The organism is Gramella sp. KN1008 (assembly GCF_004332155.1).
Lineage (GTDB): Bacteria > Bacteroidota > Bacteroidia > Flavobacteriales > Flavobacteriaceae > Christiangramia.
In genome coordinates this window covers 364,359-389,254 of the sequence record NZ_SJDV01000002.1, presented here as the reverse complement: position 1 = coordinate 389,254, position 24,896 = coordinate 364,359, and the positions used below count along the sequence as shown (strand labels likewise).

Sequence of the window (24,896 nt, the reverse complement as noted above, 5' to 3'; positions counted from 1 at the left end):
TTATTGATAGTATTTTCCATTCCTGCAGTACAAACATCTGTAGCCAAAAGACTTACTGAATCTCTCCGCGAGAAAAATGATGTTAATATTTCAATAGGTCGGGTGTCACTTAGCTATTTTGGGAATGTAAGACTCAATGAAATTTATGTAGAAGATCATCATGCCGATACTTTATTGACTGCAGATGAGCTGCGTTCTTCTATCATAAGCTTTACCAACCTTATCAATAATTCTCCAAACCTGGGAAATACGAGGATTGAAGGTCTTAACATGAAGATGAGGCGCTATAAGGGCGAAGATAAAGACAATCTGGGTGTTCTCATTGAGAAGCTTGGAAAGGAAAAAAAAGGAGATTCTACTCATTTTGAATTGCAGGCAGATAACGTCCAGATACTCAATAGTCGATATAGTTATTATGACGAAAACCTGGATTCCCAGGATGTACTGGTAATAGACAGTCTTAATATTTATGCCAATCAGCTCCTTATAGATGATGAAAATATAGATATTGATATAGGCAGCCTTAAGGGCTATGAACATCGCGGTATTCAGATTGATAATCTATCTACACAATTTCATTACGACCCCTCCAAAATGAACCTTGTGGGAATGAGCCTTCAAACTCCGGGTTCGCTGGTGAAAGCCGATCTATATTTTAATTATGACAAGGGTGATTTTTCAGATTTTGAAAACCTCGTTCAGGTTGAAGCAGAGTTCCGTGAAAGCGTAGTATCTACTAATGATCTTCAGGCATTCTATGATGGGTTTGGAGATGACCAGGTGGTTAACTTCAAAACGAAATTAACGGGTACGCTTAATGATTTTTATCTGGAAGGCTTTGAACTTCAGGGATTGGATCGTACGACTATCTACGGCAATTTCCAGATTAAAGGATCATTCTCGAACGATCCCGGTTCGTTTAGCATGGATGGTAGTTTTTCTGATTTCAACACCAATTATTACGATATGGTGAATTTCCTGCCAGGGCCACTTCTTGGTAAACTGCCGGAAACACTTACAGAGTTCGGAAATGTGAACCTGAAGGGAAACACTTATGTAACCGGTTCTTCGTTGGATGCAGATGTGTATCTTACGAGTCAGATAGGTTCGGCAGATGCCGACTTTGTACTTCGCAATTTCAATAGTTCGGCCAGGGCAACCTATAAGGGAAAACTTGTGTTACGGGATGTTAATATTGGCCGGCTTACCGATAATAAACAGTTTGGAAAGACAAGTTTTGATATAAATTTTGATGGAGGTGGTTTTGACAGGGAACATCTCAACACCCAGTTAAAAGGAAGTATTTCCAAAATTCGGTATAACAATTATACCTATTCCAACATTCGGGTTATAGGAAATCTTAGAAATCCTGTTTTTAATGGTTATTTCGTATCACGGGATCCTAATCTGCAGATGGAGTTCAATGGGCTTGTAGATGTTTCTGAAGATATCAATGTATACGATTTCGAGGCTTCAGTACAGTATGCAGATCTTAATGAACTGAATTTTGTAAGCAGGGATAGTATTTCTGTTTTCAAAGGCGATGTAATAATGAACATGAAGGGGACTAATATAGATGACGCTTTTGGAGATATACTTCTTTTGAATACATCGTACAGGAATCAGGATGATCTCTATTATTTTGACGATCTTAGTATTTCTTCGACTTTTGAAGGGCCGGTTAGAACTATCACAATCAAGTCACCTGATGTGATAAACGGTGAAGTAACGGGGATCTTCCAGATAAGAGAGGTGGGGGCACTTTTCCAGAATTCGCTGGGAAGCATTTATACCAACTATAAACCGCGCACGATCACCACCAACCAGTATATGGAATTCGACTTTGATATTTACAATCAGATCGTGGAGGTTTTTTACCCCGAAATTCAGCTGGCTCCCAATACTTTTATCCGCGGAAGGGTGGAATCTGATGAATCTGAATTCAAGCTCACTTTCAGATCTCCCAGAATTGACATTTTTGATAACATGATGGAAGAGGTGAACCTTCAGGTTGATAATACCAACCCTATTTACAACACCTTCTTTGAAGCTGACAGCGTTGCTACAGATCTTTATAATTTTTCTGAATTCAGCTTTATCAATGTTACCCAAAGAGATACGCTCTTTATTCGATCTGAATTCCAGGGAGGGAAGAACAATAATGATGCTTTTAACCTTAACCTGTTCCATACGATCAATGAGAACAGTAAATCTGTGGTAGGAATCCAGCGTTCAGATTTTAAGTTTAAGGAGAAAGTTTGGTATCTCAATGAATCGGGTAATAAAAACAACAAGATTATCTTCGATAATAAGTTCCGGGATCTGCAGATAGATTCTCTGGTTATGAGCCATCAGAATGAAGAGATAAGGCTAAGCGGACAAATGAGGGACTCCACATATAAGAATTTCAAGATGCAGTTCGTGAATGTGGATATTGAAAAAATTACACCCGAGATTGATAGTCTCAATCTTGCCGGCACCCTTAATGGCGATCTGGATCTGTTGCAGGAGGATGGAGCCTATTTCCCTAACACGAATATGACCATAGATTCGCTTAAAGTGAACGATATTCTTCTAGGGGATCTGAAGATGGATGTTGATGGGAATGAAGATCTTACCAATTATTCCGTATATGGCGTTATTCGGAAAGAAGGAATGGAATCCCTTTCTGCCATAGGTGATATAAATGTTAGCGGTGCTGAACCGGCTATAGATCTGGAAGTGAACCTTAATCGGTTAAATATGGGGATCTTTACTCCTTTGGGAGCAGATGTACTTACCGATATTCGTGGTTTTGCCACAGGACGGGCGTTTGTAACGGGTAATTATAAGAATCCCGATTTTTCAGGTAATTTAAGACTGAATCAGGCTGGTTTACGTATTCCTTATCTTAATGTTGATATAGATTTTCAGGATCAGGCACGTGTAGATCTCACCAAACAACAATTCGTCTTTAATAATATTGGGATAGTAGACACAAAATATAAAACCAGGGGAGTGCTGGATGGGATCATTTCTCATCGCAATTTCTCCGAATGGTTCTTGGATCTTGGTCTCAGGTCTAACAGAATACTGGTGCTGGATACCGAAGCCGATGAAGATGCTCTGTATTACGGAACGGCCTTTATAGATGGGGAAGCCACTATTGAAGGGCCTACAGATGAGCTGGTGATAGATGTGACCGCGGCCACGGAGAGAGGCACGGTGTTCAAAATTCCGTTGAGCGATACGGAATCTGTGGGTGACAACTCTTTTATTCGTTTTTTAAGCCCGGAAGAAAAAGCTGCTCGTCTGGCTGGGCAGGAGATAGAAATTCCCGAGGTTAAGGGATTAGAAATGATCTTTGATCTCGATATTACGAACGACGCCGAGGTAGAGGTGGTTGTAGATAAAACCAGTGGCAGTACACTTAGAGGGCGTGGTGCTGGTAACCTTCTGCTGGAGATCAATACCAACGGTAAATTCAATATGTGGGGAGATTTTGTGGTATATGAGGGTGTGTATAATTTTAAATATGCGGGTCTCGTTCAAAAGGTATTCACGGTAGAGTCTGGTGGTAGTATTAACTGGGATGGAGATCCTATGGATGCGCGCCTGGATGTGAGCGCTGTATATTCTCTTAATGCCAATCCGGCAGTTTTACTCGAAAATCCATCGGTCAACCGTAAGATCCCGGTAGATGTTGTGATCAATCTTCAGGGGCAGATAGAACAGCCAGATATCACTTTCGATATAGATTTTCCTAATGCGAGTTCTACTGTAAAATCAGAACTTCAGTACAGGATAGATGATCGTGCTAGTAAGGAATTACAGGCTCTCTTTCTGGTTACACAGGGAACATTTTACAGTGAATTTGGATTGCGGGGAGCCGCAATCTATGGAACCCTGGCTGAAAGAGCATCGAGTATAGTGAACGATATCTTTGCCGATGATGACGGTAAATTCCAGGTGGGCGTCAATTATGTACAGGGAGACAGAACCCCCGACCAGCAAACCGTAGATAGATTTGGTCTTACACTTTCCACGCAGATTTCAGACAGGGTTATAATCAATGGCCAGGTTGGGGTGCCTATCGGAGGTATTACAGAATCTGTGATCATTGGAGATATAGAGATCGATTTTCTGCTAAATGAAGACGGAACCCTGCGGGCTAAGGTATTCAACCGCGAAAGCAATATCCAGTTTATAGGGGAGGAAATAGGTTTCACCCAGGGTGTTGGTCTTTCCTATTCGGTAGACTTCGACACCTTTAAAGAACTTTTACAGAAGATAGTGAATACAGAGATCGTTAAGTCGGCGGCTGAAGAACAGGAAGAGGAATCGGCTAAATCCCTCGCTCCGGAGTATATTAATTTTCCTTCGAAAGACAACAACGGACAAAAATTTTAATAATAATTTAAAGTTCATTCGTTCGCTTCCGTTTAATTTTGGAAGAAGTGCCGCTATGCACGGATTTCTATAAATTAGTTTGTAGATTTATTCTCAATAAAAGTAATATATGGGTAAAAAAGTAAGACGTATCGGAGTTATGACCTCCGGAGGTGATTCCCCGGGAATGAATGCCGCTATCAGGGCTGTTGTAAGAGCCTGTGCCTATTATCATACAGAATGTATAGGTTATTATCGCGGTTACCAGGGAATGGTTAATGGCGATTCGGTGAAACTTAATGCCAGAAGCGTTCGGAATATTGTGAATCAGGGAGGGACCATTCTACAAAGCGCACGTTCCAAGGATTTCCTTACCAAAGAAGGCAGGGCCAAAGCCGCGAAGAACCTTAAAAAGGATGAAGTGGATGCCATGATCCTTATTGGGGGAGACGGCACCTTCCGTGGAGGCAAGGTCTTTAGCCAGGAGCATGATGTTCCTGTGATCGGGGTGCCGGGTACCATAGATAATGATATCTACGGCACCAATTTCGCAATTGGTTATGATACAGCCCTGAACACAGTTGTAGAGGCCATAGATAAAATAAGAGATACGGCAAGTTCACATAACCGCCTGTTCTTTGTAGAGGTAATGGGCCGGGATGCCGGCTTTATAGCACTTAATAGTGGAATTGGGGCTGGCGCCGAAGAGATACTTATTCCAGAGGAAGACCTTGGGTTGGAGCGCTTGCTGGACTCGCTGGAAAGAAGTAGACGTGCAGGAAAGACTTCCAGTATCGTAGTGGTTTCTGAAGGTGATAAGATAGGAAAGAACGTTTTCCAGCTGGCAGATTATGTAAAGGAAAACCTTCCAAATTATGATGCCAGGGTAACTGTACTGGGCCATATACAAAGAGGTGGAAGGCCTACCTGTTTTGATCGTGTACTGGCAAGTCGTTTATCTGTAAAAGCGGTGGAACTCCTTCTTGATGGGAAAAGAGACCTTATGGTTGGAATGCTCAATAACGAAATAGAATCCTGCAGCCTTGAAAGAGCACTTAAAGGCAAACACAATATCAACAAGGAACTTCTGAAAATTTCAGAAATCTTATCTACTTAATATGAAAACAATTGCGATAATCGCACATGATGGCAAGAAACCCGAAATGGTTCAATTTCTTAATGAACACAGGGAAATACTGGATTCAGCTAATGTACAGATCATTGCTACCGGGACCACCGGTTCCAAAACGGAAGCTGCTGGTTATAAGGTAGAGAAACTTTTATCAGGTCCTTTAGGAGGGGATGCGCAGATAGCTGCGAGAATAGCTGAAGCAAAAGTTGATATGGTAATCTTCTTCAGGGATCCCCTGGATAAACACCCTCATGAACCTGATATTTTTATGCTGATGCGTCTTTGTGACGTACAGAATGTGCCCCTGGCAACGAATCCGGCCACAGCCAGACTATTGATAAAAGGTCTTATTTAATCAGGGTTTAACGGCAATTGCGCTGATCTCCACATTTACAAATTTTGGGAGGTTTGCAACTTCTACAGTTTCTCTTGCAGGTGCATTTTCTGCTTCAAAGTAACGGGCATAGACCTCATTGATACTGGAGAAATTATTCATGTCACTGATGAAAATGGATGTTTTTACCACATTTTCCAGTGATAGGCCTGCTTCGGTAAGTATCGCTTTAAGATTTTCCAGTACCTGTACTGTTTCCGATTCCAGGTCACCTGTATTCAGATCTCCGGTCTTGGGGTCTATTGCTATCTGACCTGAAACATAAAGTGTGTCTCCCGCAAAGATAGCCTGGTTATAGGGGCCAATAGGAGCCGGTGCATTTTTGGTTTCAATTATTTTTTTCATAATCCTAAAATTTTAATCTTTCTAACTTTTTATAACTGTCTGTCTCTTTCCCGTCTTTTCTCGTATTTGATATCGCTTAGAACGTTAGCTTTGATCCTAATAAGGAAGTTCCAGGATTTTCGGTTGCTAAAAGGTACCCAGTTAAAGCTCATCATCCAGCTATTTAGGTCTCTCTGGAATCTTAGCTGTGTAAAAGTGAAACCCTGGTTAACGATATCGTAACCTGAACTTACTCCTATTTTCCATTTTGGAGCCAGCTCAATATTTCCGGTGAACATCAGGGAATGTGCTGAAATTTCATTTTGCCTTGCCGAATTGGAATAATTCAGGGAGTATGCAAGCCTCAGGTCCCACGGGATTTTATAATTGTACCAGGCATCTTCATTTTCTCGTTCATCTCCTTCAAATGCATCCTCTTCAAACAGTTCTCCATCGGGACCCATTCCCTTTCCAAAAAGATCGTCTTTCCTTCCGCCATTTCGATAAGTCTCATTCTCCAGCTCATCATCATCTTCCTCCTCACCACCTTCAAAATCTTTACTTGAAAAGGAATACCCAAAGTTTACGCTACCATTGGTAAGTCTGAAGAGGCTTCCTCCGTTCTCTATATTCAGCTTATCGATTCTTCGGCTATTATTGTTAAGTGCATAAATATCCAGGTTTCCACCAAAATTGATATCCAGTTTGTTTTTTACAACCGGAATAGATCCTCTGAGGGCGATAGGAGAGAGCCGTAAGGAATCACCGGCAAGGTTGTAGCTAGTGCTCATGCTAAAATTGTTTAGCAGTGTTACCTTCTTAGGCTCTGTAGCGGTACTGTCTTTGGAAGTCACCTTTGCCTCCAGAGTATTGCTGATGCTTAATCCAACCGAGCTGGAAAAATTCCTGCCAGGTGCACCATATAAAGTACCATCGAATCTGGAATAATCCACCAGCTCTATTTGATCTGGATTCATTCTTCCCGGCCTTTCATAAGTATCATAGAACTCATCGAAGCCTGGGTTGAGGCTGTAGCTAACAGACGGTCGCATTACATGCCTTATCGCCTGTATCTTTTTGTCCTTACCGAAGCTTTTGAGTCCGTAAAGCGTGGTACCCATGCTGGCGTTGAAATTGTAGGTGCGGTAGGAATCAAATCCGCTAATGGTGTCTCTTACCACTTCATTTAATGTAGGGTCGTAAGACTGTTGAAAGGTTCGTGAAACCCAGGTTTCCTCATAACTTGTCCCAGTACTTACGCTTAGGTACTTAAAAAGCTTAAAGTTGGTAGAAAGCGGCACGGAATGCTGGGCGCCCAGTTTGGCATCCCTGAACATTTCAGGTTTGAAGAATAAAGAATCTGTGGTCTCAATTTGATTTTCGGCTCGCAGGCTATACTGTAGGTTAATATTTTGAAAAAGCCCTTTTTTGGCACCAACGCTGGGAGCGAAAGGATAGATCCTGGACATACTCAACTGCATTGTTGGCAGGCTCATATTAATGCTCTGTGTTCGTGTATTTTGAGAGTGCCTTGCGGCAAGGCTTAAGTTCACCTGTGGTTCCCCTTCAAAGGTCTTGCTGTAGGATACCGAAGAACTTAGTGTGTTATTCAGGAAATTTCCTGTATTGGACTGGTTGATGGACTCCTGGTAATATTCAGAACTACCCAGGTTAACAGATGCTGAAAATCGTGAGCTTGGATTTGCTTTGGCATCCTGGCTGTGAGACCATCTTATATTATATGATGAGGACTCGCTGAAATCAGGAAATCCACGTTGACTATTGAACCTTTTTTCATATCTCATGCTGAAGTTCCCTCGGAACCGATATCTTTTTGCATAGTTAGAGGTAAGTTCAAGATTATAGGTTCCATTTGTATAATAGCTTCCCAGGGCAAGTAAATCAGCATAGTCACTGATGGCAAAATAATACCCTCCATTCTGCAGGTTATAACCAAACTGGCTGTCTCCAAAGGACGGGATAATAAAACCTGATGTTTCTTCATCGGTAAGTGGGAAGTATCCAAAGGGTAGACCCAGAGGAGTAGGTACATCGGCGATGTACATATTCACAAGTCCCGAAACGATCTTCTTATCCGGCACGAACTTGATCCTTCTTGCATAAAAGAAATATTCCGGATCATCCACATCTTCCGATGTAGTGAAGCGAACATTCTTCATAAAGTAAACCGAATCATTTTCACGCTTTGTGACCATTCCCTTTACATTGAATTCGGCTTCCTGGGTACGTGAATTATAAACAAGAGCCCGTTCAGTATCAAAATTGAATCGAATAGAGTCCGGTTCAACTGTTCGCTGGGCCTGGGTAAAAACAGGGGTTTGCGTATAAACTCCCGTAGAGTCCTCTATCCCATAGGCGAAAACCTCGTTTTTAACATTATCTATTATAATAAGTCCTGCCTCAATGGTCATATCACCATAAACAATCCTGGCTTCGTTATACAGATACATCTTATTTTCCTTAGGACTAAGTCTCATGTAATCTGTAGCCGTATAGGTGACAATATCGGTTAAAAACTGAGGTTTCTTTATTGTATCTGTTTGAGTGGTATCCTGCTGTTGCAGCTGCCGGCTAATCTCATCAGCCTGTAGGGCGGGAGCTATTGAATCCTTTTCAGCCTGTACCGGGATCGAAGTATTTTCAATTTCCTGTGGGTACAAAACCAGAGAAAAGAACAGCGTGAAAACGAAGCAAAAAAGACTATTCGGGATATTTGTTTGCAATGCTTTAAGTGCTATTTTTGTACGGATTGGCTTGCTTTTTGCAACTCCAAAATTACATATATTTTTTCAGGTGACTTTTGAGAGCGCAGGAAAAATAGTAATTAAAATATTCACCCCACTTAAGCGTTAGCTTTTTATGAGAACGAACTTACTTAAACTTTTCGTATTTGCAATTCTGGTAACCGGTTTTTCCAATCGAGGATATTCCGCTGAAATTCCACCAAATATGGACAGATTTGTTGTAGTGCTGGATGCAGGCCATGGTGGAAAGGATAAGGGAAATATAGGAAATGGTTACCGTGAAAAGGACATCGCTTTAAGCATTGTATTAAAAATAGGAGAGGCTCTTGAGAAATATGAAGGGGTCGATGTGGTCTATACCCGAAAAACAGATGTATTTATTCCGCTGGAAAAAAGAGGTAAGATCGCTAATGATGCCAATGCCGATCTTTTTGTCTCTGTACACTGTAACGCCCATAATTCCCAGGCATATGGAACTGAGACCTTTGTGTTAGGTCTTCATCGTAACGAGACCAACTTTGAGGTGGCCAAGCGTGAAAACTCTGTGATCTACCTGGAGGAAGATTATGAAATCACCTACAGCGATTTTGATATTAATTCACCGGAATCATTTATAGGGCTCACCATAATGCAGGAAGAATATCTTGACCAGAGCATCCTGCTTGCCGATTTTGTACAGAAACAGTTTACCAATAAGCTTAAGAGAAAGGACCGCGGAGTTAAGCAGGCTGGCTTTATTGTGCTTCATCAAACCTATATGCCAAGTGTTCTTATAGAGACTGGCTTTTTAACCAACGACCATGAAGGGGCATATCTGAATAGTAATACAGGAAGGGAGAAAATGGCGACCGCCATCACCAGTGCGATTATTGAATATAGCCATACAATAAACCTTAATACACTTGAGAGTATTGCCGTAAATCACCCTCAGGAAACCGAAGGAATTGCTGAAACGCCCACTCGCATCTATAAGGATGTTACCTTTAAGGTTCAACTGGCAGCCGGGTCTAAAAAACTTGAAACTAAACCTTATAATTTTAAAGGGCTTCAGAATATTGAGCGTACAAAAGAGGGGAAATTGTATAAATACTACTACGGAGAAACATCAGATTATCTGAAAATTCAGCAGATACATCAGGAAGCAATAAAAAAAGGATATCCAGACAGTTATATTGTTGCGTTTAAAAACGATGACAAGATATCGGTTAATGAGGCGTTAAAATCTAGACTGAAATAGAACGGCTTTTCTATTTTTATTTCTAAATTTGTGCTTATCCTTTAAAAAGTTTGCTTTTGAAATATTCCAGAGAGGTAAAGACTGCCCTGCTAGCTATTACGGCGATAGTGATTTTAATATTCGGTTATAGTTTTCTTAAAGGAGAAAATCTTCTAGATAATAGTCGAACGTTTTATGCTGTATATGATGATGTTGAAGGTTTGTCACCCTCGTCAGAAGTAACTATTAATGGTCTGAAAGTAGGTAAGATTACAGGGATCGATTTTCTGAATAACAGGGGTGAACTTCTCGTGAGCTTCACCGTTAAGAAAAATTTTCCTTTTTCAAAGAATAGTGAAGCCAGAATTTATGGAGGAGATATAATTGGTGGGAAATCCCTGGCCATTATTCCTAAATATGATTCAAATGTAGGGATGGCTAAAGATGGAGATACACTGCAGGGTAGCAAGGAAGAAGGAATCATGGAACTTGTGAACGATCGCCTTACTCCACTTCAGGAGAAACTGGAGAACACTATTGTAAGTGCCGACTCCATGATTACTGCCATAAACCACATTCTGAACGATTCTACCAGAAACAATATTCGTGGTACTTTCCAAAATCTGGATCATACAGTTACCAGTTTCAGGATCACTGCTGAGGAACTTCAAGGGATAGTTCAGGGGAATTCAGAGAAACTAGACAGGACTTTTACGAATCTGGACGAGATGTCCACCAATTTCAATAGGTTTTCTGATACTCTTACGAGTATGGATGTGAAAAAGCTTACTTCTGATCTTGAGAAAGTGGTGGCCGATTTCCAAAGTGTTTCAGACAAACTTAATAATGGGAACGGTACGGCAGCTAAGCTTATTAATGATGATGCCGTTTATAATAACCTGGACCGCGCCACCAAACAGCTTGAAGAGTTGCTTCAGGATGTAAAGCTCAATCCGAAGCGTTATGTTCATTTTTCGGTTTTTGGCAAAAACCCAGGTCCGTATGATCCGCCAAAAGACTCTCTAAAATAACCAACCATGCAGATTATTGCACAGATTTTATTTGTAATTGCCCTGGTGGCGGGAATAGGTTTCTTCACCAGGAACATAAGGCGAGTTATCAGGAATATAAAACTTGGAAAAGAAATAGACAGGTCTGATAATTCCGGAGAGAGATTTGCCAAAATGGCAAGGATCGCTCTTGGACAAAGCAAAATGGTGCGACGTCCACTCGCGGGTGCGCTTCATATCGTCGTTTATCTGGGCTTCATTATTATTAATATAGAAGTTCTGGAGATCATTATAGATGGTATTTTTGGTACCCACCGGGTACTGTCCTTCCTGGGTGGTTTTTATAATGTACTTATTGGTGCTTTTGAGATCCTTGCTCTTTTAGTACTGGTAGGTGTAATTATTTTCTGGACAAGAAGGAATATCAGTAAAATAAAAAGATTTTGGAGCAGGGAAATGAAGGGCTGGCCTAAAAATGATGCCAATTATATCCTTTATTTTGAGATGGTTCTTATGATGCTTTTCCTCATCATGAACGCGGCCGATTATCAGCTGCAACTAAATGGAGCTGCACATTATGCTTCTGAAGCTGGTATCATGGGAAGTTTTCCAGTGAGTCAGTATTTATTACCGCTTATGGATGGGTTGAGCAATTCCACTTTGATAATTATCGAAAGGGTGGCCTGGTGGGCGCATATACTTGGGATTCTCTTCTTCCTTAACTACTTATATTATTCCAAGCACCTTCATATTTTGCTTGCTTTCCCAAATGTATACTTATCAAAACTTACCCCTCAGGGTGAATTTGATAATCTTGAGGCTGTCAAGAAGGAAGTTCAGCTTATGATGGATCCAAATGCCGATCCTTTTGCAGCGCCGGCCGAAGGAGAAGACGAGGAAGAACCTGGGAAGTTTGGGGCTTCAGATGTTTTTGACCTCAATCAGGTTCAGCTTTTAAATGCCTATACCTGTACTGAATGTGGACGCTGTACTTCAGAATGTCCCGCTAATCAGACAGGTAAGAAGCTTTCTCCGAGAAAGATCATGATGGATACCAGAGACAGACTGGAAGAGGTAGGAGAAATGATCAATAAGAATGGGAAATACGAGAAGGATGGTAAGCAATTACTGGACGATTATATAACACGGGAAGAATTATGGGCATGTACTACCTGTAATGCGTGTGTGGAGGCCTGTCCTGTTAGTATAGATCCTCTTTCAATTATTCTTGATATGCGACGATACCTTATGATGGAGCAGAGTGCAGCACCAAATGAGCTGGCTATCGCAATGACCAATATTGAAAATAACGGTGCTCCATGGCCTTACAACCAGATGGATCGTTTGAATTGGGTTGAAGAAAAATAAGATTTAGAAACAGAATAAAAAGACCAATAATATGGCAGAAGCACTTAAGGTTCCTACAATGGCCGAATATATGGCAGAAGGTAAAAAACCCGAAGTCCTTTTCTGGGTGGGTTGTGCCGGTAGTTTCGATGACCGTGCAAAAAAGATCACCAAAGCCTTTGTGAAACTACTCAATCAGGCCGGGGTTGATTTTGCAGTTCTTGGAACTGAAGAAAGCTGTACCGGGGACCCTGCAAAACGTGCTGGTAACGAATTCCTGTTTCAGATGCAGGCTGCCACCAATATTGAGGTACTCAACGGCTATGAGATCAAAAAGGTAGTAACTGCCTGTCCTCATTGTTTTAATACGCTTAAGAACGAATACCCTTCACTTGGAGGACATTACGAGGTGATGCATCACACCCAGTTCCTTAAGGCGTTGCTTAATGAAGGCAGATTAAAGGTAGAGGGAGGTAAATTCAAAGGAAAGAAGATTACCTTTCATGATCCATGTTATCTGGGCAGAGCCAACAACGAATACGAAGCTCCTCGTGATCTACTGAGAAAACTGGAGGTAGAGCTGGTGGAGATGAGAAAGTGTAAAAAAGAAGGTCTTTGTTGCGGTGCCGGAGGCGGGCAAATGTTCAAGGAACCCGAACCAGGCAATAAAGATGTAAATATCGAAAGAACAGAACAGGCTTTGGAGACGAATCCTGAGATCATAGCCGCAGGATGTCCATTCTGCAATACCATGATGACCGATGGGGTAAAAGGTAAGGATAAAGAAGACAGCGTGGCAGTGATGGATGTGGCTGAGCTTATTGCGAATGCCAAAGATCTGTAAAAAAACATAAAAAGTTAAATCCCGGTACTATATTTGAGTCCATGGCTAAAAAAATTAGATTTGTAACAATTTAATTTAGCCCTTAACTATGTTAGTACCATTTGAAACTCTGCCCGACAGTGCTCGGGTATGGATATACCAGGCCAATAGAAGTTTTACAGAGGAAGAGCTCGAAGAGATATCCGGGAAACTGGATGTTTTCATAGAGAGCTGGACTGCTCATGGAGCCGATCTTAAGGCCTCCTATGATATCAAATACAATCGATTTATCATCATAGCTCTGGATCAGCAGCTTAATGCAGCATCAGGATGTTCCATCGATGCCTCGGTAAACTTTATTCAGCAGCTTGAAAAGGAATATAACGTTGATCTGCTTGATAAGATGAACGTATCCTATAAACAGGGAGAATTTATCGCTTATAAGAGTCTTTCAGATTTCAGAAAGATGGCTAAAGAAAAAGCGGTTTCATCAAAGACCATCGTATTTAATAATCTTGTAAACAATAAAGCCGAATATCTTTCAGACTGGGAAGTGCCTGCTTCTGAAAGCTGGCATAAACGTTTTATGAATTAATGAAGTTGAAGCAGCCTCGAAGATTTTATACATTCTTACTTTTCCTACTAATTTCAGCCAGCGCTTTCCCTCAGGACGGTGATCCGCTCCTGGCAGAAAACTTTCCTGCGCAAAAGAGGTGGGTGGATAGCGTATATAATTCAATGAGCCTTGAACGAAAGGTTGGGCAGCTTTTTATGGCGAGCATCTGGTCTCAGAATAATAATGAGGCAGATACCATTCGAAAACTCATAAAAGAAAATCATATTGGAGGCCTTATTTTTTCTAAGGGAGGCCCTTTAAAACAGGCAAAACTCACCAATGAATTTCAGGAAATGTCTGATGTCCCCTTACTGGTAGGGATGGATGCTGAATGGGGACTGGCCATGCGACTTGACAGTACGTTTGCACTTCCATGGAATATGACCCTGGGTGCTATAAGAGACAATAAACTGATCGAGGATGCCGGTGCTGCTATTTCCCGTCATGCGAGGAGACTTGGTGTTCATTTTAATTTTGCGCCCGTTGTAGATATTAATACCAACCCTGATAATCCTATTATAGGAAACAGGTCCTTTGGAGAAAGCAAAGAGAACGTTACAGAAAAGGCCCTGGCTTTTATGAGGGGAATGCAGCGGGAGGGCGCTCTGAGTACTGCGAAGCATTTTCCAGGTCATGGAGATACCGACCAGGATTCCCACAAATCACTTCCTACAATTAACTTTAGTGCAGAGCGCATAGATAATGTGGAGTTATATCCATATAAACAATTAATTCCTGAAGGTCTCAGCAGTATTATGGTCGCTCATCTTAATGTTCCAGCACTGGAACCTAAAGACGGCCTGCCCGCATCGCTATCTGAAAGCATCGTTACCGATATTCTGAAAAAGAATATGGGTTTTAACGGTCTTATTTTTACAGATGCGTTGGGTATGAAAGGTGTTGCGGGGAACAAAGAACCAGGCGAGGTGGATCTGCAGGCTTTTCTTGCAGGAAATGATGTTCTTCTAATGAGCGAGGATGTGGCAAAGGCTTCACAGAGTATCATTGAAGCTTATAATAAAGGTGTGATCTCCGAAAACAGACTGGAACTTTCGGTTAAAAAGATCCTTGCGGCCAAGTATAAGGTGGGACTCAGTGACTTTAAACCGATTTCTACTACTTTCCTGAACGAAGAGTTGAATACTTCAGGGGATAATGCGCTATTACATGAATTGTTTGAAAACGCAGTAACTCTTATTAAGAATAATAAGGCGGTGGTTCCTGTGAAAGACCTGGTCAAACAGAAGATCGCATATGTTAATTTTGGTGATGCGGATGGCAGTGATTTTTTAGCCCAGATGAAAAAATACGGGGAAGTTGACTGGGTAAAGGATGAGAAATTATCTGATCTCCTTCAAAAACTGGAAGCCTATGATTATGTAGTGGTTGGTTATCATAAATCGGATAAAAGTCCATGGTCTTCCTATAAGTTCTCCAATAAGGAACTGGTATGGTTACATGAGATCGCCCGCAGGAATAAAACGGTACTCTCAGTTTTTACCCGTCCTTATGCACTTCTGGATATTAAGAGCTTTGCTAATCTGGAGGGTATTCTGATAGGCTATCAAAATCATCCCGTGGCCCAGCAGAAGGTGGCTCAGGTTATATTTGGTGCACTGGAAGCAAAAGGCAGATTACCGGTAAGCATTAAGAATGAATTCCCCGAAGGGACAGGCTTTAATACAAGAAGTATTAACAGGCTTTCCTATGGAGCACCGGAAAGTGTAGGTATGAATTCGGCTAAGCTCAAAAAGATAGATAGCATAATTGATGTCGCTATTGATAAAAAGATGACTCCCGGTGCCCAGGTTCTTGTGGCGAGAAAGGGAAAAATAGTGTATCAAAAGAATTTTGGCTATCAAACCTATGAAAAGGATATTCCGGTTACAGATACTACGATTTATGACCTAGCCTCACTTACCAAAATACTGGCTAGCCTTCCACTGGTAATGGAGCTTGATGAACAGGGAGTGATTGATTTTAACACTAAACTGGAAGAATTATTGCCAGTTTTTAAAGGTTCCAATAAAGGCACCATCAGGTTGCAGGATATGCTCATGCACTATGCCCGTTTACAGGCGTGGATCCCATTTTATATTTCCACACTCGAACCTAAATCCAGTAAACTATCAACAAACTATTACAGTGATACCCCATCAGATCTGTACAATACTCAGGTGGCTAACAATATGTACATAAGAAATGATGTTGGAGACACCATCGTCAATATTATTAAGGAAAGTGAACTGGAAGGAAGACTTCGATACAGATACAGCGACCTTCCCTATTATTTGCTTAAATACTACCTGGAATCCTATTACAATAGTAATCTGCATAATCTTACCCAGGAACATCTTTACAAGCCTATTGGAGCCAATTATACAGGTTTTCTTCCTTTAACGCGCTTTGATACTTTGCAAATCGCACCTACCGAAGATGATAAATTGTGGAGGCGCCAGGTGGTGCGAGGATTTGTTCACGATCAGGGTGCGGCCATGCAGGGAGGTATAGGTGGTCATGCGGGCCTGTTCAGCACAGCTAATGATGTAGCCAAGATCATGCAGACCTTTTTAAATGGTGGGATTTACGGTGGAGAAAGAATTCTGAGTCAGGAAACCATAGATAAGTATAACACGTGTTATTATTGTGAAGACGATGTGAGGCGTGGGGTGGGCTTTGACAAGCCACAGCTAAGTGAAGCGGGTCCCACGTGTAATTGTGTTTCCATGATGAGCTTTGGCCACACCGGCTTTACAGGAACTCTTGCCTGGGCCGATCCCGCAGAAGAAATTGTTTATGTATTTTTGTCAAATCGTACTTATCCCGATTCCAATAATCGGAAGCTGATCCGGGAAGATATACGGTCTGAAATACAAAAAGTTATATACGAATCCATAGATTTTTAACCGATGAAAATTGCCATTGTTTGTTATCCTACCTTTGGGGGTAGTGGGGTTGTAGCCACTGAATTAGGACTTGCCCTGTCCCGAAGAGGGCATGAGATACATTTTGTAACCTACAAGCAACCGGTAAGGTTAGAAACCATCTCCAGTCACATTAGATTTCACGAAGTGAATGTACCGGAATATCCTTTATTTCATTATCAGCCTTACGAGTTGGCTTTGAGTAGTAAGCTCGTTAACGTGGTTAAAAATTATGGTATAGAACTATTGCACGTTCATTACGCGATACCCCATGCATATGCGGGTTATATGACAAAGAAAATGCTTGCGGATGAAGGAATAAACCTTCCAATGGTAACAACCCTGCACGGTACAGATATTACCCTGGTAGGTAATCATCCGTTTTATAAGCCAGCCGTGAATTTCAGCATTAACCACAGTGATTTTGTTACTTCAGTATCTGAGAGTCTTAAAGATGATACTCTCAAATTTTTTAATATCAAGAAAGAGATCGAAGTCATCCCGAATTTTATAGATGTTGCAAAATATCAACAACAGGCTTTTACCGATTGTCAGAGAGGAATTATGGCTGAAGATGATGAAATGATCATATCTCACGTTTCTAATTTTAGGAAGGTAAAAAGAATTGATGATGTAATAAAGGTCTTTTTTGAGATACAAAAGAAATTAAAAGCCAGACTGCTCATGGTAGGTGAAGGACCCCAAAGGGAACCTGCCGAAAAACTCGTGAGGGAACTTGGGATAAGAGATAAGGTCCTTTTCCTTGGTCAGAGCAATGAGATAGATAAGATACTTTGCTTTTCAGATCTTTTCCTCTTACCGTCAGAAACTGAAAGTTTTGGTTTGGCAGCACTTGAAGCAATGGTTCACTCGGTACCCGTAATATCCTCTAATACAGGTGGTTTACCAGAGGTGAATATCGATAATTTTTCAGGTTTTCTTCATGAGGTAGGCGATGTAGAGGGAATGGCCAGAAGTGCGATTTCAATACTTAAAGATCCGGATCAGCTGGCTAAATTCAAAAGCCAGGCCCTGGAAGCTGCAAAGAAATATGATGTGAATGAGATTGTTCCAAGGTATGAGGAACTTTACCAGAGAGCTCTCGCAACGGCATAAAAAAAGTGAAGATCTTTCGATCTCCACCTCTTCTTTCTTAAACCTATTTAAGAAATCTAAAACTGATATCTTATTCCCAATGCGACATCGGGAGTGAATTCACTATAATCATGAAAATCAGAAAATCCAATCTCTGGTCTAAAATCCAATGATAATAACAGAGGGAAGTCGAAATTATATTCAATTCCTATATCCCCGGCTATTAAAGCGAAGATACCGTCGTCATCATTATGATTATGATGATCATGCTTATGATCATAATTACCCAGACCGGCACCGGCACCTACATACCAGTTAAATCCACCTTCGATGTTCCAAACCCACTGGTAAAGACCAACCAGTTTTATAGCATCATAATGTGAACTATCATTTCTCCAGCCCAAGTCGAATTCGAGACGGTTATTTCCACTGGTTGCTCTTTGATAAGAAACTTCTGCTCCAGTTCCATTACCGCCACCAACTCTAAGTCCTATTGCATTTTCAGAAATCGTTTGGGCGTTAGATTCACTACAAAATACAGCGCCTATAGTTAAGGCCGCTAGAAGCACTAGTTTTTTCATATTTGATTGTTTTTGATAGACAAATTTAGTTTGAATAGCGTTACAAGAACGAAGACTCTCGCAAATGTATTGTTAATATTAATTAAAAAACTGTTAAGCTAACTTCCCGGAAAACTTATAAATTTGAATATGAAAAAGAATAAACGCCTGGAGAAACTTGCCGGTCAGCTTACCGGAAAGTTGTTTTATGATGACTTATGGAAAAGCATTTATGCCACAGATGCCTCTGTTTACAGGGAAATTCCACTTGCAGTTTGTTACCCTGAAAATGAAGAAGATCTCGTTGTTTTAATTGATTTTGCCAGGGAAAATAATACTTCATTAATTCCCCGAACTGCTGGAACTTCTCTTGCTGGACAGTGTACCGGTAACGGTATTGTGGTTGATGTGTCCAGGAATTTCACTGATATTATTAATATAGATCCAAAAAAGAAAACGGTAACCGTCCAGCCCGGCGTTATACGCGATGATCTTAACAGGCGGCTGTTTAAACACGGTCTTTTCTTCGGTCCTAATACATCCACCTCAAACAGGTGTATGATAGGGGGGATGGTTGGAAATAACTCCAGTGGGACCACTTCGATAAAATATGGAACCACCCGGGATAAGCTGGTTTCCCTTAAAGCCATTCTTAGCGATGGTTCCAGGGTTCATTTCGGTGATATAAGTAAAGAAGATTATCAGAAAAAACTTCAACTTAAGAATCTCGAAGGAGCTATCTATCGCAAGATAGATGATAAACTTCGTGATAGTAAGAATCAGGAAGAGATAAGAACCCATTATCCCCCTTCAAGTCTGCATCGACGAAATACAGGTTATGCGCTGGATGAACTGCTGGACAGTGAGATTTTTGAAGATAATGCCAGGCCATACAATCTATGCAGGCTTATTTCTGGAAGCGAAGGTACGCTCGCCTTTATTACTGAGATCACCCTTCAGCTTGACGAGCTGCCTCCGTCTAATACCGCAATGGTGGCGGCACATTTTGCCAGTATAGACAATTGTATGCAGGCTGTAGTTCCGGCAATGGAACATTCACTTTTCACCTGCGAGATGATGGATAAAGTGATTCTTGATTGCACCAAGGAAAGTCTAAAATATCGTGAAAATCGATTTTTTATTGAAGGTGATCCGGAAGCAATTCTTATGCTAGAATTAAGGTCTGATTCTGAGGTGGAACTTCAGGGTAAAGTGAAATCCCTGCTTAAATCACTGGAAGATTCAGGGCTCGGATATGCCTTCCCAGTTCTTTATGATGACCAGATAGAATTGGCGCTTGAATTAAGAAAGGCAGGCCTCGGACTCCTGGGGAATATGAAAGGAGATAAAAAGGCTGTTGCTTGTATTGAAGACACCGCCGTGGCGCTTCCGGTTCTTGCTGATTATATTGCAGAATTCAGCGAATTGATGAAATCATACGGTCAGCAGGCCGTATATTATGCTCATGCCGGGGCCGGTGAAATTCACTTAAGACCCATACTCAATCTCAAGAAGTCTGAAGAAGTATCGCTTTTCAGAAATATTACAACTGATGTTGCCAAACTGGTTAAGAAGTATAACGGCTCCTTAAGTGGGGAGCATGGTGATGGCCGTGTAAGGGCTGAATTCATAAAACTGATGTATGGAGAGCATTTATACGAGGTTTTGAGAGAAGTGAAAAAAGCTTTTGATCCGGAAAATATTTTTAACCCGGGTAAAATAGTGGATGCTCCCGCTATGGATACTTCCTTAAGGTATGTTCCAGACAGGACCGAACCGGAGATAGAGACTTTAATGGATTTCTCGGATGCTGACGGTATACTTCGCCTGGCTGAAAAATGTAATGGGAGTGGAGACTGTCGTAAATCGGTTGAAGCAGGGGGAACCATGTGTCCAAGCTACAGGGCCACGAAAGATGAAAAGGATACTACCCGTGCCCGGGCCAATGCCTTACGTGAGTTCCTGACGAATTCTGATAAGGCAAATCGTTTTGATCATCCTGAGCTTAAGGAAGTACTGGACCTGTGTATAAGCTGCAAAGGATGTAAAAGCGAATGTCCTTCTAATGTAGACATGGCTTCTTTGAAGGCTGAATTTCAGCATCAATATCATAAAAATAACAAGCCAAGCTTCAGGGATAAGGCTTTTGCCAATATTACCCAGCATAACGCCATGGCTGCAAAGTTTCCTGGCATTTCCAGATTTGTAATGACCAATGGCTTTACTTCTGGCATAGCTAAAAAGATAATGGGGGTGGCAAAAGAAAGGGAATTGCCCAAAGTTGCCAAACAAACGCTTAAAGAGTATTATTTAAAGAATAAGGCTAAATTCGATATTCGGGATAGTATCAAAACTGTCTATTTATTCAATGATGAATTTACTAACTATCTGGATGTTCAGGTAGGTAAGGATGCCTTACACCTTCTGGCGGGACTGAGGTATCGTGTACTAATCGTAGATCATCCAGAAAGTGGCAGAAGCCAGATTTCAAAAGGATTTCTAGGTAAGGCGAAAGAGCTCGCGAATAAAAACATAAGCATCTTTAAAGAACTTATCTCTGAGGAATTTCTACTATTGGGTGTTGAACCTTCGGCCGTATTGAGCTTTAGAGATGAATATTTAAGGCTTTCAGATGATAAGGATGCTGCGAAGAAGATCGCGAACAATACATTTCTTGTAGAGGAATTTATAAAACAGGAAATAGCAGCTGGAAATATAACACAGGAACAGTTTACCGGTAAAAATGCGACCGTAAAGATACATGCCCATTGTCACCAGAAAGCTCTTTCAAGCTCCTCACGTACCTTTGATATTCTTAATCTTCCAAAAAATTATAAAGTTACCATCATTCCTTCAGGCTGTTGTGGAATGGCCGGGTCTTTTGGCTATGAAAAGGAACATTATGAGATAAGTATGAGAATAGGAGAGAATTCACTATTTCCTGCCGTAAGAAAATCAGATAAATCTGCCATAATTGCCGCAAATGGTACCAGCTGTAGACATCAGATTAAAGATGGGACCGGAAGGTTGGCTTTACATCCTGTAACTATTCTAAGGAATGCTTTAAAAAACCCAAAAAGTTAAACCTTAGGATTTTCTGTTAAGGCTTTTAAAAAATCCTTTACCGGCTATCATTTAATGGTAAATTTATGCCACGTCAAGTTTACCGATACAATGAAGAATTAGCAGCGGATGGATAAAGAACTACAAATTAAGGAGTTGGAAAAGGAGTTGGCTGAAAGCCGTCAAGAAAAACTTGCGGTGGAAGAGCAGCTATCTTTCATTACGGCAGCTAATAATAAATTAAAAGAAGAGATCTATCAGCTAAAAAGTCTGATATACTCTTCAACAGCCCTTATTACTTTTCTGAAAGGACCTGAACACCGCATTGAATTTGCCAACGACAGTATTATTAAAGTCTGGGGTAAAGGAAGCGATGTAGTGGGAAAACCTCTATTTGAAGTTCTTCCCGAAATAAGGGAGCAGGGAATTCAAGGATATTTACACCAGGTATATTATCAGGGAGAGCCATATCATGCCCGGAGTTTACCCGTAGAGCATAACGTGAATGGAGAAATGGTGAAATCGTTTTTCGATTTTTCATATATGCCTCAGTATAACTCCCAGGGGAAGGTAATTGGTGTGGGAGTTATTGCTCAGGACGTAACAAGCCAGACAAAACTCCATCAAAAGGTAAAAAAAAGCGAAAAGGAATTTCGCGAGCTAGTAGACTTTATGCCCCATAAAATAAGTATTGCAGATGCGGATGGAAATCCGGTGTTCTTTAACCAAAGTTGGGTGGATTATACCGGCCTCAATATGGAGGAGTGTCTGGAAGCACCCTGGATCAAACTCATACACCCTGAGCATTCTAAGAAATTTGAAGATGAAATGAAGGAATCTCTGAAATCCGGTAAGGATCTCGATCTGGAATTGAAGATAAGGAATAGGAGTGGGGACTATAAGTGGCATTTACACAGGGCGATCGCCATGAAAGATGACGGCATTATAACCTCTTGGATAAGCTCCAGCACAGAGATACAGAAATTAAAGGAAGAAGAGCAGCGCAAACAGGACTTTTTGAAACTGGTTAGCCATGAATTAAAGACCCCGGTGACCTCAATTAAAGGTTATGTTCAGCTATTACAGTCCATAATACAGAATGACGAAAACAACATTACAAAACCTTATTTGTATAGAATTGAGGGTCAGGTGGAGCGTCTTATCAGGTTGATCTCTGAAATGCTGGACCTTTCAAGGATTGAGAAGAATGAACTTGAATTAAATAAGGAAAATTTTAGTCTCAATGAACATTTAGAGAATATAATAGAAGATATATCTTATATTCATAAAGATGTGCAGATAGAATTGGATCATGAGTATGAAGGTGAGGTAAAAGCTGATAAAGACAGGATTGGACAGGTGATCATTAATTTTATTACTAATGCGCTCAAATATTCTCCTGATAATAAGAAGGTCCAGATAAAGATCTTTAAGGAAGAAAGGAATATGGTTGGAGTTAGCGTTCGGGATTTCGGGATTGGAATAGAGCAAAAGGATCTCACCAGAATTTTTCAGCGTTTCTATAGGGTTTCTTCAGAAAATGAAAAAACCTATGCAGGTTTCGGAATAGGATTATATCTTTCAAATGAAATTATAGAAAGACATAACGGAAAAATATTTGTGAATAGCGAGCCTGGGGAAGGATCGGAGTTCACCTTTTTAATACCCCTAAATCATACTTAAACCATGGCTAGAATATTGATTGTTGATGATGATCAGAGCATAGGACTTATGCTGAAAGACATCCTTGAGTTTAGCGGGCATGATGTGACAATTTCACAACAACCTGGAAAAACCAAGGAGAATATCCTTGAGAATGATATACAGCTTTTGCTTCTGGATAAGCTGATTTCAGGTGTGGACGGTACCGATGTATGTGCCGAATTAAGAGAGGATGAGGATGTACCGCAGATCCCAATCATCATGATGTCTGCGCTTCATAATGCCGGTGAAGTGTGTAAATCTGCAGGCGCTACCGAATTCATTGCCAAACCATTTGATATGGAAACCCTTATCTCCAAGACCAATGAGATCCTGGAAAAACACTCCGGGAAAGATTAATAATAATTTGCATGATAAAATAATATTCCGGGAAAGGTCTTAAGAAAATAGAAAGAAAGCTTATTGCTATATAAAACGGATTTCTATTTTTAAATATGTGCTTAAAAAATTACATTTGTTCAAAATCATCTGAATGCCCGGAAATTCCTTTGGTAAATTATTCAAATTAATCACCTTCGGTGAGTCACATGGTGTGGCTATAGGAGGGGTTATAGACGGCTGCCCTGCCGGATTAGACATAGATATAGAAGCAATACAAACTGATCTAGACAGAAGGCGCCCGGGTCAATCGGCAATCGTTACTCAGCGTAAAGAACCAGATACGGTAGAGTTTCTTTCGGGTATATTTGAAGGCAAATCCACAGGTACGCCTATTGGTTTTATCATTAAGAACGCTAATCAAAAGTCAAAAGACTATTCTCACATAAAAGATACTTACAGGCCTTCCCATGCCGATTATACCTATGATGAAAAATACGGAATAAGGGATTACCGGGGTGGTGGAAGATCATCGGCCAGGGAAACTGCCTGCCGTGTAGTGGCTGGAAGTATTGCGAAACAGCTGCTTCACAATGTACAGATCACCGCTTATGTTTCTTCAGTCGGTAAACTGCAGCTTGATAAAGATATTAGCGAGCTTGACTTTTCAGAGATAGAGAATAATCCTGTTCGTTGTCCAGATCCTCAAATGGCTTCAGAAATGGAAGCTTATATTAAGGAAATAAGGGGCGATGGCGATACGGTTGGTGGAACTGTGCAATGTGTGATAAAAAATGTTCCGAAAGGTCTTGGAGAACCTGTGTTTGACAGGTTGCATGCTGAACTTGGAAAGGCTATGCTATCTATTAATGCCGTTAAGGGTTTTGAATATGGTAGTGGCTTTGAAGGAACAAAAATGAGAGGAAGTGAGCATAATGACATGTTCAATCCAGATGGTTCTACCAAAACCAATTTAAGCGGCGGAATACAGGGTGGTATTTCCAATGGAATGGATATTTATTTTAAGGTAGCATTCAAGCCGGTAGCCACGCTTATGCAAAAGCAGGCGACAATAAATTCAAAAGGGGAAGAAGTTGAAATGCAGGGGAAAGGTCGTCATGATCCATGTGTTGTTCCTAGAGCCGTTCCAATTGTTGAATCTATGGCAGCCCTCGTACTTGCCGATTATTTTCTTCAGAATAAATCATCGAAAATCTAA

At 40.9% G+C, this 24,896-nt stretch carries 17 protein-coding genes; 14 read left to right on the top strand and 3 right to left on the bottom strand.

Going from position 1 to position 24,896, the window contains the following annotated elements; all coding sequences use genetic code 11:
• Positions 1 to 3 precede the first annotated feature (3 nt).
• The 3 genes from EZJ28_RS05010 (at position 4) to EZJ28_RS05000 (ending at position 5,855) form a co-directional block, all read left to right on the top strand.
• Positions 4 to 4,389 (top strand): translocation/assembly module TamB domain-containing protein, encoded by a 4,386-nt coding sequence (locus EZJ28_RS05010; RefSeq protein WP_242670071.1) that lies wholly within the window; start codon positions 4 to 6, stop codon positions 4,387 to 4,389.
• A 109-nt stretch (positions 4,390 to 4,498) separates the two neighbouring features.
• Positions 4,499 to 5,485, top strand: coding sequence for a 6-phosphofructokinase (gene pfkA, locus EZJ28_RS05005; protein WP_131395559.1), 987 nt, complete (start codon positions 4,499 to 4,501; stop codon positions 5,483 to 5,485).
• A gap of 1 nt (position 5,486) precedes the next feature.
• On the top strand, positions 5,487 to 5,855 hold the full coding sequence (locus EZJ28_RS05000; protein WP_131395557.1) for a methylglyoxal synthase: 369 nt from the start codon (positions 5,487 to 5,489) through the stop codon (positions 5,853 to 5,855).
• On the opposite strand, the gene EZJ28_RS04995 is transcribed toward EZJ28_RS05000, so the two are convergent.
• Together EZJ28_RS04995 and EZJ28_RS04990 are read right to left on the bottom strand one after the other, a co-directional pair.
• Positions 5,856 to 6,239 (bottom strand): RidA family protein, encoded by a 384-nt coding sequence (locus EZJ28_RS04995; protein WP_131395555.1) that lies wholly within the window; start codon positions 6,237 to 6,239, stop codon positions 5,856 to 5,858.
• A gap of 29 nt (positions 6,240 to 6,268) precedes the next feature.
• Complete coding sequence (locus EZJ28_RS04990; RefSeq protein WP_131395553.1) at positions 6,269 to 8,962, bottom strand: putative LPS assembly protein LptD; 2,694 nt, start codon at positions 8,960 to 8,962, stop codon at positions 6,269 to 6,271.
• A gap of 136 nt (positions 8,963 to 9,098) precedes the next feature.
• Between EZJ28_RS04990 and EZJ28_RS04985 the strand changes: the two genes are divergently transcribed.
• The 7 genes from EZJ28_RS04985 to bshA all read left to right on the top strand — a co-directional run bounded on the left by EZJ28_RS04985 (position 9,099) and on the right by bshA (position 18,035).
• The gene (locus tag EZJ28_RS04985; protein ID WP_131395551.1) at positions 9,099 to 10,220 is read left to right on the top strand and encodes an N-acetylmuramoyl-L-alanine amidase; all 1,122 of its coding nucleotides are present in this window, start codon (positions 9,099 to 9,101) and stop codon (positions 10,218 to 10,220) included.
• 56 nt (positions 10,221 to 10,276) lie between these two features.
• Complete coding sequence (locus EZJ28_RS04980; protein ID WP_165499029.1) at positions 10,277 to 11,230, top strand: MlaD family protein; 954 nt, start codon at positions 10,277 to 10,279, stop codon at positions 11,228 to 11,230.
• Positions 11,231 to 11,236: 6 nt separating this feature from the next.
• The gene (locus EZJ28_RS04975) at positions 11,237 to 12,577 is read left to right on the top strand and encodes a (Fe-S)-binding protein (protein ID WP_131395547.1); all 1,341 of its coding nucleotides are present in this window, start codon (positions 11,237 to 11,239) and stop codon (positions 12,575 to 12,577) included.
• 31 nt (positions 12,578 to 12,608) lie between these two features.
• Positions 12,609 to 13,400 (top strand): (Fe-S)-binding protein, encoded by a 792-nt coding sequence (locus EZJ28_RS04970; protein WP_131395544.1) that lies wholly within the window; start codon positions 12,609 to 12,611, stop codon positions 13,398 to 13,400.
• A gap of 88 nt (positions 13,401 to 13,488) precedes the next feature.
• Positions 13,489 to 13,974, top strand: a complete 486-nt coding sequence (locus EZJ28_RS04965) for an ABC transporter ATPase (RefSeq protein WP_131395542.1) — start codon at positions 13,489 to 13,491, stop codon at positions 13,972 to 13,974.
• Complete coding sequence (locus EZJ28_RS04960) at positions 13,974 to 16,901, top strand: glycoside hydrolase family 3 N-terminal domain-containing protein (RefSeq protein ID WP_131395540.1); 2,928 nt, start codon at positions 13,974 to 13,976, stop codon at positions 16,899 to 16,901. The genes EZJ28_RS04965 and EZJ28_RS04960 overlap by 1 nt, the downstream gene beginning before the upstream one ends.
• Before the next feature lie 3 nt (positions 16,902 to 16,904).
• The gene (gene bshA, locus EZJ28_RS04955; RefSeq protein ID WP_131395538.1) at positions 16,905 to 18,035 is read left to right on the top strand and encodes an N-acetyl-alpha-D-glucosaminyl L-malate synthase BshA; all 1,131 of its coding nucleotides are present in this window, start codon (positions 16,905 to 16,907) and stop codon (positions 18,033 to 18,035) included.
• A 56-nt stretch (positions 18,036 to 18,091) separates the two neighbouring features.
• On the opposite strand, the gene EZJ28_RS04950 is transcribed toward bshA, so the two are convergent.
• Positions 18,092 to 18,595 (bottom strand): hypothetical protein, encoded by a 504-nt coding sequence (locus tag EZJ28_RS04950; protein ID WP_131395535.1) that lies wholly within the window; start codon positions 18,593 to 18,595, stop codon positions 18,092 to 18,094.
• A gap of 129 nt (positions 18,596 to 18,724) precedes the next feature.
• Between EZJ28_RS04950 and EZJ28_RS04945 the strand changes: the two genes are divergently transcribed.
• From EZJ28_RS04945 to aroC, 4 genes are all read left to right on the top strand, one after another.
• The gene (locus EZJ28_RS04945; RefSeq protein WP_131395534.1) at positions 18,725 to 21,658 is read left to right on the top strand and encodes an FAD-binding and (Fe-S)-binding domain-containing protein; all 2,934 of its coding nucleotides are present in this window, start codon (positions 18,725 to 18,727) and stop codon (positions 21,656 to 21,658) included.
• A 108-nt stretch (positions 21,659 to 21,766) separates the two neighbouring features.
• On the top strand, positions 21,767 to 23,320 hold the full coding sequence (locus EZJ28_RS04940) for a PAS domain-containing sensor histidine kinase (protein ID WP_131395532.1): 1,554 nt from the start codon (positions 21,767 to 21,769) through the stop codon (positions 23,318 to 23,320).
• A 3-nt stretch (positions 23,321 to 23,323) separates the two neighbouring features.
• A complete protein-coding gene (locus EZJ28_RS04935; protein WP_131395530.1) occupies positions 23,324 to 23,698 on the top strand; it encodes a PleD family two-component system response regulator in 375 nt (124 codons plus the stop codon).
• A 133-nt stretch (positions 23,699 to 23,831) separates the two neighbouring features.
• Positions 23,832 to 24,896 carry a chorismate synthase gene (gene aroC, locus EZJ28_RS04930; RefSeq protein WP_131395528.1) on the top strand — a complete coding sequence of 355 codons (1,065 nt, stop codon included), beginning with the start codon at positions 23,832 to 23,834 and terminating at the stop codon, positions 24,894 to 24,896.

What these genes read in the sequence shown, in the direction of transcription:
- EZJ28_RS04960 (WP_131395540.1), top strand. Translation starts at nt 13,974, where the DNA reads ATGAAGTTGAAGCAGCCTCGAAGATTTTATACATTCTTACTTTTCCTA.
- EZJ28_RS04975 (WP_131395547.1), top strand. Translation starts at nt 11,237, where the DNA reads ATGCAGATTATTGCACAGATTTTATTTGTAATTGCCCTGGTGGCGGGA.
- EZJ28_RS05000 (WP_131395557.1), top strand. Translation starts at nt 5,487, where the DNA reads ATGAAAACAATTGCGATAATCGCACATGATGGCAAGAAACCCGAAATG.
- EZJ28_RS04945 (WP_131395534.1), top strand. Translation starts at nt 18,725, where the DNA reads ATGAAAAAGAATAAACGCCTGGAGAAACTTGCCGGTCAGCTTACCGGA.
- EZJ28_RS04965 (WP_131395542.1), top strand. Translation starts at nt 13,489, where the DNA reads ATGTTAGTACCATTTGAAACTCTGCCCGACAGTGCTCGGGTATGGATA.
- EZJ28_RS04985 (WP_131395551.1), top strand. Translation starts at nt 9,099, where the DNA reads ATGAGAACGAACTTACTTAAACTTTTCGTATTTGCAATTCTGGTAACC.
- EZJ28_RS04935 (WP_131395530.1), top strand. Translation starts at nt 23,324, where the DNA reads ATGGCTAGAATATTGATTGTTGATGATGATCAGAGCATAGGACTTATG.
- aroC (WP_131395528.1), top strand. Translation starts at nt 23,832, where the DNA reads ATGCCCGGAAATTCCTTTGGTAAATTATTCAAATTAATCACCTTCGGT.
- EZJ28_RS04995 (WP_131395555.1), bottom strand. Translation starts at nt 6,239, where the DNA reads ATGAAAAAAATAATTGAAACCAAAAATGCACCGGCTCCTATTGGCCCC.
- pfkA (WP_131395559.1), top strand. Translation starts at nt 4,499, where the DNA reads ATGGGTAAAAAAGTAAGACGTATCGGAGTTATGACCTCCGGAGGTGAT.
- EZJ28_RS04970 (WP_131395544.1), top strand. Translation starts at nt 12,609, where the DNA reads ATGGCAGAAGCACTTAAGGTTCCTACAATGGCCGAATATATGGCAGAA.
- bshA (WP_131395538.1), top strand. Translation starts at nt 16,905, where the DNA reads ATGAAAATTGCCATTGTTTGTTATCCTACCTTTGGGGGTAGTGGGGTT.
- EZJ28_RS04940 (WP_131395532.1), top strand. Translation starts at nt 21,767, where the DNA reads ATGGATAAAGAACTACAAATTAAGGAGTTGGAAAAGGAGTTGGCTGAA.
- EZJ28_RS04950 (WP_131395535.1), bottom strand. Translation starts at nt 18,595, where the DNA reads ATGAAAAAACTAGTGCTTCTAGCGGCCTTAACTATAGGCGCTGTATTT.